At 62.4% G+C, this 12,120-nt stretch carries 11 protein-coding genes; 6 read left to right on the forward strand and 5 right to left on the reverse strand.

Features of this window, described 5'->3' with window-relative positions; all coding sequences use genetic code 11:
- Positions 1-33 precede the first annotated feature (33 nt).
- The 5 genes from K3756_RS07275 (at position 34) to K3756_RS07295 (ending at position 4,546) form a co-directional block, all read left to right on the forward strand.
- Positions 34-645 carry a holin-associated N-acetylmuramidase gene (locus K3756_RS07275; protein WP_259992348.1) on the forward strand — a complete coding sequence of 204 codons (612 nt, stop codon included), beginning with the start codon at positions 34-36 and terminating at the stop codon, positions 643-645.
- A complete protein-coding gene (locus K3756_RS07280) occupies positions 636-1,208 on the forward strand; it encodes a holin family protein (RefSeq protein ID WP_259992350.1) in 573 nt (190 codons plus the stop codon). Before K3756_RS07275 ends, K3756_RS07280 begins: the two co-directional genes overlap by 10 nt.
- Before the next feature lie 73 nt (positions 1,209-1,281).
- Positions 1,282-3,243, forward strand: a complete 1,962-nt coding sequence (locus tag K3756_RS07285; protein ID WP_259992352.1) for a heme lyase CcmF/NrfE family subunit — start codon at positions 1,282-1,284, stop codon at positions 3,241-3,243.
- Positions 3,240-3,692 carry a cytochrome c-type biogenesis protein gene (locus tag K3756_RS07290; protein WP_259992354.1) on the forward strand — a complete coding sequence of 151 codons (453 nt, stop codon included), beginning with the start codon at positions 3,240-3,242 and terminating at the stop codon, positions 3,690-3,692. The genes K3756_RS07285 and K3756_RS07290 overlap by 4 nt, the downstream gene beginning before the upstream one ends.
- Positions 3,693-3,769: 77 nt before the next feature.
- Positions 3,770-4,546: an enoyl-CoA hydratase-related protein gene (locus K3756_RS07295; RefSeq protein ID WP_259992356.1), complete on the forward strand. Its 777-nt coding sequence runs from the start codon at positions 3,770-3,772 to the stop codon at positions 4,544-4,546.
- Between the two features lie 28 nt (positions 4,547-4,574).
- Here K3756_RS07295 and K3756_RS07300 read toward each other — a convergent pair whose 3' ends face one another.
- From K3756_RS07300 to gltX, 4 genes are all read right to left on the reverse strand, one after another.
- Complete coding sequence (locus tag K3756_RS07300; protein ID WP_259992359.1) at positions 4,575-4,886, reverse strand: hypothetical protein; 312 nt, start codon at positions 4,884-4,886, stop codon at positions 4,575-4,577.
- Between the two features lie 64 nt (positions 4,887-4,950).
- A complete protein-coding gene (locus K3756_RS07305) occupies positions 4,951-5,883 on the reverse strand; it encodes a calcium-binding protein (protein ID WP_259992361.1) in 933 nt (310 codons plus the stop codon).
- 416 nt (positions 5,884-6,299) lie between these two features.
- Positions 6,300-7,595: a citrate synthase gene (locus K3756_RS07310; RefSeq protein ID WP_259992363.1), complete on the reverse strand. Its 1,296-nt coding sequence runs from the start codon at positions 7,593-7,595 to the stop codon at positions 6,300-6,302.
- Positions 7,596-7,719: 124 nt separating this feature from the next.
- Positions 7,720-9,132: a glutamate--tRNA ligase gene (gene gltX, locus K3756_RS07315; RefSeq protein WP_259992365.1), complete on the reverse strand. Its 1,413-nt coding sequence runs from the start codon at positions 9,130-9,132 to the stop codon at positions 7,720-7,722.
- A gap of 136 nt (positions 9,133-9,268) precedes the next feature.
- Between gltX and K3756_RS07320 the strand changes: the two genes are divergently transcribed.
- Positions 9,269-11,362, forward strand: a complete 2,094-nt coding sequence (locus K3756_RS07320) for a ComEC/Rec2 family competence protein (protein ID WP_259992367.1) — start codon at positions 9,269-9,271, stop codon at positions 11,360-11,362.
- On the opposite strand, the gene lexA is transcribed toward K3756_RS07320, so the two are convergent.
- The gene (lexA, locus tag K3756_RS07325) at positions 11,359-12,057 is read right to left on the reverse strand and encodes a transcriptional repressor LexA (RefSeq protein WP_259992369.1); all 699 of its coding nucleotides are present in this window, start codon (positions 12,055-12,057) and stop codon (positions 11,359-11,361) included. The genes K3756_RS07320 and lexA overlap by 4 nt on opposite strands.
- Positions 12,058-12,120: the final 63 nt, after the last annotated feature.

Genomic DNA, 12,120 nt, shown 5'->3' on the forward strand with positions numbered 1-12,120 from the left:
AAGTCTCATCCCGTAACCTACGGGAGGGCGAAGATGTTGAACGTCAGGCAGATCGCGGAAGAGATCGTCAAACGCGAAGGTGGCTATGTGAATGACCCCGATGATCCGGGGGGCGCGACAAACTTTGGCGTGACGATCCATACGATGCGTCGTCTGGGTCTGGATCTGGACGGGGATGGCCGCGTGACACCGGGTGACGTAAAACGGCTGACCCGCGCGCAGGCTGTCGAGATTTTCCTGCGCCATTACTACGAACGTCCGTTGATTTCCCATTTGCCCAAGGCCCTGCAGGCCAGCGTGTTCGACATGTACGTCAACGCCGGCAGCAACGCCGTGAAAATACTTCAGCGGCTCATGGTCGAGATGGGCTATGCCGTGACGGTCGATGGCGCGTTGGGCCCGCAGAGCATTGCCGCGGTGCGCGCCGCACATCAGGCTGCACCCGACCATCTGGTCGACGCCTACGGGATTGCGCGGCGCAACTATTATTTCCGCTTGGCCGACCGGCGCGTTGCGAGCCGCAAATACGCGCGCACGCGCGCGGGCGGCAAGGGCGGCTGGATCAAGCGGGCCGAAGAATTCATATCCCGGCGGTATCACATGACATCGGACCAGTTTCAGAAAAGGACAGCGGCATGGGGTTGATCGAGCGGTTTTTCAGCGTCGTCTTTGGCGGCGATCGCAACGTGGTGCGCGAGACGGTCGAGGTGTTTCGCGAAAATGCAGAGCAGGGCGCGCGCCGCTCCGCAATGGTGCAAAAGCAGGCGATGGGCCAATACGGCAAGGAGTTCGAGACGCCGAGGCAGGGCGGGTTTGACCGGTTCATGGACGGGATCAACCGGCTGCCGCGGCCCGCTCTGGCGCTGGGTACGCTCGGCCTGTTCGTGTCGGCCATGGTCGCGCCCTTGTGGTTTTCGCAACGCATGCAGGGGATCGCGCTTGTGCCTGAACCGATGTGGTGGCTTTTGGGGGTCATCGTGTCGTTCTATTTCGGGGCCCGCCATCAGGTGAAATCGCAGGAATTTCAACGCTCTATTGTAGACACGATGCAGCATGTCCCGCAGGTTATGGACAATATCAGGGCCTTGCGAGAATTGCGCGCCGAAGATATCGGCGTGGCGGATGCAGGGTCGGACGTGAGGCTCGCCGCACAGGCGCTCAAGGCCGATACGAACCCCGCGCTGGAGGCGTGGCAGGCCGCACGCTAGCCCCGCTGCCTGCGGCCCTTTGGCCCACACCTTTGTCATTGGAAGCGCCCGCGCGTCCGGTTATATTCCGCTCATGATTACAGAGCTTGGACATTTCGCGTTGCTGCTCGCCTTTGGCGTGGCGCTCATCCAGACCATCGTCCCGCTTGTGGGTGCCGCGCGGGGCTGGCCCGGCTGGATGGCGGTGGCCGAACCTGCGGCGACGGTGCAATTCTTGCTGATCGCGCTGTCTTTCGGCGCGCTGACGTGGGCCTTCGTAACCTCGGATTTCAGTCTGCGGATCGTGGTCGAGAACAGCCATTCGGCCAAACCGATGATCTACAAAATCTCGGGCACCTGGGGTAATCACGAAGGCTCGATGCTTTTGTGGGTGTTGATCGTGGCGCTGTTCGGGGCGATGGCCGCATGGTTCGGCAACCAGCTGCCCGACAGTTTGCGCGCGCGGGTGCTGAGCGTACAGGCCGCGATCGGGCTGGCGTTTATGGCTTTCATCCTGCTGACGTCCAATCCCTTTGACCGGCTCGCAGTGCCGCCCTTTGACGGACAGGACCTGAACCCGCTGTTGCAAGACCCCGGCTTGGCCTTTCATCCGCCGTTCCTCTATCTGGGCTATGTCGGTCTGAGCATGGCGTTCAGCTTTGCCGTGGCGGCATTGATCGAAGGGCGCGTTGACGCGGCTTGGGGGCGTTGGGTGCGGCCTTGGACCCTTGCTGCGTGGGTATTCCTGACCATCGGGATCGCATTGGGATCCTGGTGGGCCTATTACGAACTCGGCTGGGGCGGTTTCTGGTTCTGGGATCCGGTGGAGAATGCGAGCTTCATGCCGTGGCTGCTGGCCGCCGCGCTTTTGCATTCGGCCATCGTGGTCGAAAAGCGCGAGGCGCTGAAAAGCTGGACCATCCTACTCGCCATTCTGGCATTCGGGTTCTCGCTGATCGGCACGTTCATTGTCCGCTCGGGCCTGCTGACGTCTGTGCATGCCTTTGCGAATGACCCGGAGCGGGGCGTGTTCATCCTGTTGATCATGGCGTTTTTCATGGGCGGCGCGCTGGTGCTGTTCGCGCTGCGTGCAGGCACGATGGAAGCCAAGGGCGTGTTCGGGCTGGCCAGTCGCGAATCCGCGCTGGTGCTGAACAACCTGTTGCTGGCGGTTTCGTGCTTCGTGGTTTTTGTAGGCACCATGTGGCCGCTGCTGGCCGAGATGTTTTTTGACCGCAAGCTGAGTGTTGGACCGCCGTTTTTCAACGCGGCCTTCACACCGTTCATGGTGGCCTTGGGGCTGGTGTTGCCTGTCGGATCGGCGCTGCCGTGGAAACGCGCACGGCTTGGCAAGGCGATGAAGCCATTGCGCTACGCGTTTGTCGCGGCGCTGGCGATTGGCGGTTTGGTCTGGGCGATGCAAACCGGGCGCAGCCTGATCGGGCCGATCGGCATGTTCCTTGCGGCGTGGCTGCTGATGGGAACGGCGATTGATCTGGCACAGCGCACGGGGCGCGGCTCCAACCGTCTGGCGCGGCTTTTCCGTCTGCCACGGGCCGATTGGGGCAAGGCGGTCGCGCATGGCGGTCTGGGCATTACGATGATGGGCGTTGCAGGGCTGACGGCGTGGACCGTAGAGGACATCCGCGTCGCCCAGATTGACGTGCCGTTTCAGGTCGAAGCCTATGACATGACCCTGCGCAGCGTGACCACGCAGGATGGCCCGAACTATGTGGCGACGACGGCGGTGATCGACGTCGAAAAGAACGGGCGCTTTGTCGCGACGCTGAGCCCGGAAAAACGGTTCTATCCTGTCGCGCAGATGCCGACGACCGAAGCGGCGATTGACTATGATCTGCTGCGCGATCTGTACCTCGTGATCGGGGATGAGCAGGCAGGCGGCGGCTGGGCCGTGCGGACCTATATTAAACCGCTGACCAACTGGATCTGGATCGGGTCGGCACTGATGGCGCTTGGGGGGCTGCTGAGCCTGTCCGACAGGCGTTTCCGCGTGGCCGCGGGCGCCCGCAAAACCCGCGCGGTGCCTGCCGAATGAGACATCTTCTGCTGGCCCTGCTGTTGTTTGCCACGCCGCTTTGGGCGGTGGAGCCTGACGAAGTGCTGGATGATCCGGTGCTCGAGCAGCGCGCGCGTGATCTGTCAAAGGGGCTTCGCTGCCTTGTCTGCCGCAACGAGAGCATCGACGAGAGCAACGCATCGCTGGCCAAGGATCTGCGTATTCTGGTGCGCGACCGTCTGGTGGCTGGCGATACCGACGCGGAGGCGGTCGATTTCATCGTTGCGCGCTACGGCGAATACGTGTTGCTGAACCCGACGACGGGCGGGGCGAACTGGATCCTTTGGGGCGCCGGGCCGTTGATGCTGCTGATTGCGGGCGGGGTGGGTGCGGCCTATCTGCGCGGGCGCAGCAAGGCCGCCGCGCCGCAGGACGCGCACCTGAGCGCGGACGAAAGAGAAAGGCTCGACCGGCTTCTGGAAAAGTGACGCGCAGTTTTGCTGGCCCCCTGCACTTGGGCTGGATAGGGTCGCGCAAAGACGAGTATCACAGGGGAAACCGGTCAATGGACTATCAAACCATCACATACGAGCTGGCGGACGGTCTGGCCGTTGTCACGCTGAACCGTGCGGAAAAGATGAACGCGCTCAGCACGCAAATGCGGGCCGAGATCACCCATGCGGTGGGCGAAGCGGGACAAGACGCGCGTGTCGTCGTCATTACCGGTGCAGGCAAGGCGTTCTGCTCGGGGCAGGATCTGGGCGACCGCGCTGGCGGCGCGTCCATCGATCTCGAGCGCACGCTGCGCGATGAATACGAGCCGATGCTGCGTGCAATTGCCGAGTGTCCGGTGCCCACGATTTGTGCCGTCAACGGCCCTGCTGCCGGGGCAGGCGCGAACCTCGCGCTTGTGGCGGATGTGGTGATCGCCTCCGAGAGCGCGTATTTCCTGCAGGCCTTCACCCGCATCGGGCTCATCCCTGACGCGGGCGGCACCTATATGCTGCCGCGCCAGATGGGCATGGCCAAGGCGATGGGCGCGGCGCTTTTTGCCGAGAAAATCAGCGCCCGGCAGGCCGATGACTGGGGCATGATCTGGGAAGCGGTGGCAGATGCCAAATTCGAAGACCACTGGCGCGCGCGTGCCGCGCAACTGGCCTCCGGTCCGACAGCGGCCTACGCATCGGTGAAGCGTGTGATCCGCGACAGCTGGGACAACTCATTTAACGAACAATTGGCGTTGGAAGCACAGGAACAGGGCAAATGCGGCAAGTCGCGGGACTTCAAGGAAGGCGTTGTTGCCTTTATCGAAAAACGCCCTCCGGCATTCGAAGGGCGTTGATCGAGATGATGTGAAGGGGCGCTGCATGCTACGAGCTGAGCACGCTGCGCTCGACCAACAGGACGTCTGCGGCACTGGGCGCGCGGCCTGCGGCATCTGCCACCACGGCAACCGCGACCCCGTTGGCCAATACCGTATGCACCGTGCCGCTGACTTCTTCGATGGTGATCAGGGGCGGGGTGTCGCCCTTGTCGTAAACCACTGCGATGTGGTCCTTGTCGTCCTCTCGACCGTCCGGCACCAGCGCGCCTTGCAGTCCTTTTTCGCAAGGGGTGGCTGAGGACATCAGACCCTTTGCAGCGCCCCACTCATAGCAGGGGGATGGCGAAAAACTTGCCATGGTGTGCTCCCGTCAGTTTTGGGTAGAGGGCAGGGACACTGGTGCTGGCCCCTGTCACCCGATATCACGAAACGACAGCCTGGTTGGGGTTGAGCAGCGCCAGAGCGTCCTGTTCAGCCACCAGCGCAATGTCACCCGCCGTCAACGTGCCGGCAGCACCCGACACGGTTCCGACAACCGCATCACCCAAGCGGATGATGGCGTCATCACCGCTTGCCTCGACGGTTACGTCCAGATCGGCATCGGTATCTTCGACAATCAGGGTCACGGCATCTTCGGCATCGTTGAAGTCGGTGATGGTGGGTGCACCAAAGCCTTCTTCGCCGTTCTGCTCGGACATGATGTGGAAGATATCGTCACCTTCACCGCCTTCGGCCACGTCACCGGAGCCAAGGATCAGCTGGTCGTCACCGATACCGCCCGACAACTGGTTCGAATACTTGTCGTCGCGCAGACCCAGAGGATCTTCGCTGGCTTGCTCGAGCGTCGCGCCATCGCGCAGGTCGGCCAGCTCATCAACGCTCAGCGGGACGCCATCGACGATACCGCCGAATACGATGTCATCGCCTTCTGCGCCCGATACCGTATCTGTGCCACGACCGCCAAGCACGGTGTCGTTGCCTTCGTTGCCGTTGACGTTGTCGCGGCCATAGTCGCCCGAGACCCAGTCATCGCCGCCTTGACCTTCGATGGTATCGCCACCGCGGTTGCCGGTGATCACGTCGTCGCCGTCGCCCGAGCACAGCATGTCGTCGCCGTCGGCGCCTTCGAGCACGTCATCGCCGTCACGGCCAAAGATCGTGTCATCACCGGCCAGTCCCTGAAGGATGTCATTGCCACCTTCGCCATCGACAAAGTCGTCGCCCTGACCGCCGCTAAGCGTGTCATCGTTTTCGGTGCCCTGTTCGTTTACACCGTCGTTATCGTCATCGTCGTTATTGGCGATCAGGCCGCCAACCAGCGCAATAGGCAGCACCATTGAAAGTAACATCAACATGAGTTCATCCCCTCAGAAATCTCACTCCAAGGCATACGCTTCGTGGTAACAATCGGTCAAGAATGTGGCGGTAATTGTAATGTTTGCCGAAACAATGCCTCAATTCGGTCAAGTTTCGCGGGTGTCTGTTTCCTGCGGCGGATGCGCTGCGGAAACAATCCTCTATGATCGGGCAGGATTGGTGCAATTGCCGCGCACCCGCGGCGGCGGGCGCGAATCGCAAATCCTGACGGTACGAGAGCACCTTAGCGGCACAACGCGGATTGGCCCCTGCGCGTCACCTGCCACAATCTGTGTAAATCCTGCATCACCCTCCGGCCCACGGGATCGTGTGCGCGACCGGGGCGTGCCGAAATGAAAATGGCTCCGGTAGTTTCCCGCCGGAGCCTCTGAAATATGCACGGCTGACAGTCTTATCAGCGGTTTTCGATATCCACGTAGGACCGTTGCACTTCGCCGAGATAAAGCTGGCGGGGGCGTCCGATTTTGAGCTGTGGATCGGCCAGCTGCTCTTTCCACTGCGAAATCCAGCCGACCGTCCGCGCAAGCGCAAAGATCGGCGTGAACATCGACGTGGGAAAGCCCATCGCTTCGAGAATGATACCCGAATAGAAATCCACGTTCGGGAAGAGTTTCTTCTCCGCGAAATACGGATCTTCCAGCGCCTGTTTCTCCAGCTCTTTCGCGACCTGCAGGATCGGGTTGTTTTCGACACCCATCAGCTCCAGCACTTCGTCTGCCGATTGCTTCATCACCGTCGCGCGGGGATCGAAGTTCTTGTAGACGCGGTGGCCAAAGCCCATCAGGCGGAACGGATCGTTCTTGTCCTTGGCGCGGGCGATGAATTCGGGGATGCGGTCGGGCGTCCCGATTTCCTTGAGCATCTCGAGGCAGGCCTGATTGGCGCCACCGTGGGCCGGCCCCCAAAGGCAGGCAATGCCGGCGGCAATACAGGCAAACGGGTTGGCACCCGACGAAGAGGCCAGCCGCACCGTCGAGGTGGAGGCGTTCTGCTCGTGATCGGCATGCAACGTGAAGATACGGTCCATCGCACGGCTGAGGATCGGATCAACCACGTAGTCCTCGGCGGGCACGGCAAAACACATCCGCAGGAAATTCGACGCATAGTCGAGATCGTTGCGCGGATACACGAAGGGCTGGCCGATGGTGTATTTATACGCCATCGCGGCGATCGTCGGCATTTTGGCGATCAGCCGGATCGAGGCTACTTCGCGCTGCCATTCATCGTTGATGTCGGTGCTGTCGTGGTAAAAGGCTGACATCGCGCCGACCACACCGACCATGACGGCCATCGGGTGGGCATCGCGGCGGAAGCCCCGGAAGAAGTTCATCATCTGCTCGTGCAGCATGGTGTGGTTGGTCACACGGTGTTCGAAATCTTCCAGTTCCGCAGGCGAGGGGAGTTCACCGTACAAAAGCAGGTAGCACACTTCGAGGTAGTGGGACTTTTCGGCCAACTCGCCAATAGGATAGCCACGGTGCAGCAAGACACCTTCGTCGCCGTCGATGAACGTGATCGTGCTGTCGCAGGCGGCCGTCGACGTAAAGCCGGGATCGTAGGTGAAAACACCTGCCTGCCCGTAGAGCTTGCGAATATCGATGACATCGGGGCCCGCGGTTGGTGTGAACATCGGCAGATCAAAGCTGTCGTCGCCAATGGTCAGTTTTGCGGATTTCGTACTCTCGGCCATGGATTTTCCCCTTCTTATCTGGCTGCGGTGCCTGACGGCGCCGCCCGTGTCGTCCCGGCCCCGACCGGGGCGGCACATGGTCGTCTAACCGGGCCTTCCTTTATGACAGGTGTATCTTCCCGTCTCAGGCTTCGGTCCCTGATGCGGCATCGCGCAGGCGGGCGAGTGTTTCATCGCGGCCCAAAACCAGCATCATATCGAAAACAGAAGGTGTCACGGCGCGTCCGGCAAGAGCTGCGCGTAGCGGCCCGGCCAGTTTGCCGAATTTGGTGTCGCGTGCGGCGGCAAAGCCGTTCAACACCTCTTCTAGCGTTTCCCGAGACCAGCTAGCATCTTGCAGGTGCGGCGTCAATTCCGACAGTATGCCACGGGATACCGCATCTAGATGCTTTTGCGCCTTCTCTTCGGGCACAATCGGCCGTGCCGTCAAAATAAATTCAGCCTTATCAAGGATTTCCGGAAACGTCTTGGCCCGCTCCTTGAGGCAGTACATCGCCCGTTCCAGACCATTCGCCTGTTCCGACGTCAGTTCGGCCAGACCTGCCGCATCGAGATAGCTTTCAATCTCTTGCCGCAATGCGGCATCATCGGATGCCGCAATGTGCTGTCCGCAGATGTTTTCGAGCTTCTTGAGGTCGAATTGCGCGGGGCTTTTGCGGATCCCGTCCAGATCGAACCAGTCGCGCGCCTGTGCATCGGTAAAGAATTCGTCGTCGCCGTGGCTCCAGCCCAGACGGGTCAGGTAATTGCGCATGCCCGCCGCGGGAAAACCCATTTTCTGGTATTCCTCGGCCCCCAAGGCGCCGTGGCGTTTGGACAGCTTTTTGCCGTCCGCCCCGTGGATCAGGGGAATATGCGCCCAGACCGGCACGTCCCATCCCATGCCGTGATAGATCATCATCTGTCGCGCGGCGTTGTTGAGGTGATCATCACCGCGGATCACATGGGTCACGCCCATATCGTGGTCATCAACCACCACCGCCAGCATGTAGACGGGCGACCCATCAGACCGCAGCAGGATCATGTCGTCCAGTTGTGCGTTGTCGATGATCACATCGCCCTGAACGGCGTCGCGGATCACGGTCTGGCCGCCGTCGGGGGCCTTGATCCGGACGACAAAGGGCGCATCGGGATGGGTGGCAGGATCGGCGTCGCGCCAGGGGGAGCGGTAGAGCGTGCTGCGCCCTTCGGCGCGGGCCGTTTCGCGGAAGGCTTCGATCTCCTCCTGCGTGGCAAAGCATTTGAACGCGGCGCCCTTTTCCAGCAAGGCGTGGGCGACTTCCACATGGCGGGGGGCCTGGTCGTGTTGGCTGACGACCTCGCCATCATGCGCGAGCCCGAGCCACGACAGCCCCTGCAGGATCGCATCGGTCGCCGCGGGCGTATAGCGCACCCGGTCCGTATCCTCGATCCGCAGCAGGAATTTGCCGCCGCGCCCGCGGGCGTACAAATAGTTGAACAGCGCCGTCCGCGCGCCCCCGATGTGCAGAAAGCCGGTGGGAGACGGGGCGAAACGGGTGACGACGGGCGTATTCATCGGGCAGTGATCCTTTGCGTGGGTGGCGGGGGGCGTCACGCGGATACGTTTACCATTTGGTAACCAGTTTCGCGTCTGCTGATGCCCCAGCCAGGCGTTGCGCCTGTCTATCCAGTGCAGCGAACGGGGGCAAGCAATGGCATTTCTCGCGGCGATCGCGCAAAGCGTTCTTGCGCAGCGGGGAGTGATGTTTTGCTGGGTGCCGGTGTGCCTTGCCATCGGAATCGGTCTTTATTTCCAGATCACGTGGGAGCCGTCGGTGCGCCTGTTGTGGGGGCTGGGTGGCGTCGCACTTCTGGGCACTGCGATGGCATGGCGCAGCAACGAGCTTGTCTCTCCGGTGTTCGTGGCACTTACATTGGTGCTCATCGGCTTTGTGCTGGCCGGGGTGCGTGCCAATCAGGTGGCTGGCCCGCGGCTCGAGTGGCGCTACTACGGCGCGGTCGAAGGCCGCATCGTGGCCATCGACCGCAGCGCGTCCGATGCCCTGCGGCTGACCTTGGATCAGGTGGTGCTGGAGCGGGTCCCCCCCCACCGTACGCCAAAGCGGGTTCGCCTGTCACTGCACGGTGACCGGTCCCACGACATCACTGCGGCGCCGGGGATGCGCGTGGCCCTGACCGGGCATCTGTCGCCCCCCGGCGGGCCGGTCGAACCCGGTGGTTTCGATTTCGGGCGGCACGCGTGGTTTGCGGGGCTGGGCGCTGTCGGCTACGCCCGCACGCCGCTTATGGGCGTCGAGGAGGCGGATGCAGGGCGCGCGGGTCTCGCGATCTTCCGGGTACGCATGGCGCTGTCCGCCCACGTCCAGTCCCGCTTGCCCGGCGATATCGGAGGCTTTGCGGCCGCGCTGACAACGGGCGACCGGTCGGCCATGTCGCAGCAGGCCATTGATGCGTTGCGGGCCAGTAATCTGGCGCATCTGCTGGCGATCTCGGGGTTGCACATGGGGTTGATGTCCGGCGTTGTCTTTGGCGCGTTACGGCTGGTGTTCGCGCTGGTGCCGCCGTTCGTGCTGCGCTGGCCGGCCCGCAGCATTGCGGCGGCGGGGGCGCTTTTGGCCTCGGCGTTCTATCTCGCGCTGTCGGGCGGCAATGTGGCGACCGAGCGGGCGTTCATCATGGTGGCGGTGGCGTTGTGCGCGCTGATGTTGAACCGCCGCGCGCTGAGCCTGCGGGCCGTGGCAATTGCCGCCACGCTTGTGTTGATCCTGCGACCCGAGGCGCTTCTTGGTCCGGGCTTTCAGATGTCCTTTGCCGCGACCACCGCGCTTGTTGCGATTTTCGGCTGGTTGCGCGAGGCGCAGGTACAGCTTGGTCCCAGATGGATCCGCCCGGCAGTGGCGGTTTTTATCTCCTCGGCCATCGCGGGGGCGGCCACCGCGCCCGTCGCCGCCGCGCATTTCAATGCCTATGCCCAATTCGGGCTGATCGCCAATCTCCTGTCCGTGCCGTTGATGGGCATACTCGTGATCCCCGCAGCCGTGGTGGCCGCCGTCCTGTCGCCCCTCGGGCTTGAAATGGTCGGGCTTTGGCCGATGGGGCTGGGTCTGCGCTGGATTCTCGGGGTGGCGGATTTTGTCTCCGGCATCGAGGGGGCGCGCCTCTACGTCAAAAGCCCTGACAAGATCGTTCTGCCGGTGCTCGCATCGGGTGCGTTGTTCGTGATGCTGTGGCGGGGCCGGTTGCGGTGGGCGGGCGGTGTCGCAATGCTGGCCGCGGCGGTGCTGTGGGTCGGATCATCGCGGCCCACGGTTCTGATCGCCGACACAGGAACGCTGGTGGGCGTGTTGACCCCATCGGGCCGTGCCCTGAGCAAGGAAAAAGGCGCGGGCTTTATCGCGCGCAACTGGCTGGAAAATGACGGAGACGGGCGCGACCAGTGGACCGCCGCGCAGACATGGGCGCAAAGCAGTGGTGAGATTGTCCATCTGGCAGGCAAACGTGCCGTGCGTGCTTTCGAAGGGTGCCGGGCCGACCAAATTGTGATCAGCGCCCATGAACTGCCCGTGCCTGCCAGCTGCCGCAACTTTACGCCGGACCGATTGCGCAGCACCGGCGCGGTAGCCCTCTATGCCCGTCCCGAGGGCGGATACAAGATCGTCACCGCCCGCGAGATTTCGGGGCACAGACACTGGTCGGGGTGGCGCGACACGGCGCGAACAACCGCCCGGAAAGAAAAAAGGCCCGCACAGATGGCGGGCCGTTCCGAAACTCTGGTGCGTCCCTAATAGGTGCGGATCAAACCGACCAACCGGCCCTGAACCTTCACCTGATCGGCGCGGAAGACCCGTGTTTCATAGGCAGGGTTGGCCGCTTCGAGCGCCACGGCGTCGCCTTTGCGCTTGAACCGCTTGAGCGTTGCCTCGTGATCTTCGACGAGCGCCACAACGATGTCGCCGTCATCGGCAACAGCCGTTTCGCGAATGACCACGACATCCCCGTTGTTGATCCCCGCATCGATCATCGAGTCGCCTTTGACCTCGAGCGCGTAATGCGGGCTGGATCCGGTCAGCATCGCCTGCGGCACTGTCACGCCATGCGAGCGCTGGTTGATCGCCTCGATCGGGACACCGGCAGCAATCTGGCCCATGACCGGCAATTCGACCGCTTCGATCGTCGTCACGGGCTGGGCGTTCGCGGGGGCCGGTGCATCGGGCAGATCACCGTCGATGACCTTGGGCGTGAAGCCGCCCGCCGGCCCACCGAGGCTTTCGGGCAGTTTGACCACTTCGATGGCACGCGCACGGTGCGCCAGACGGCGGATAAAGCCGCGTTCTTCGAGCGCGGTAATCAACCGGTGAATTCCCGATTTGGAGCGCAGATCAAGCGCCTCTTTCATTTCGTCAAAGCTGGGCGGGACGCCGTCGCGCTGCACCCGTTTGTGAATGAACGCCAGAAGATCCAGTTGCTTTTTCGTCAGCACGTGCGCATCCCTTATCCGTGAATATCTGGATTTGTTCTAGGGATGTTCCTGTTTTGTGTCAAC

Source organism: Sulfitobacter sp. S190 (assembly GCF_025141935.1).
In the GTDB taxonomy this organism is placed as follows: Bacteria; Pseudomonadota; Alphaproteobacteria; order Rhodobacterales; family Rhodobacteraceae; genus Sulfitobacter.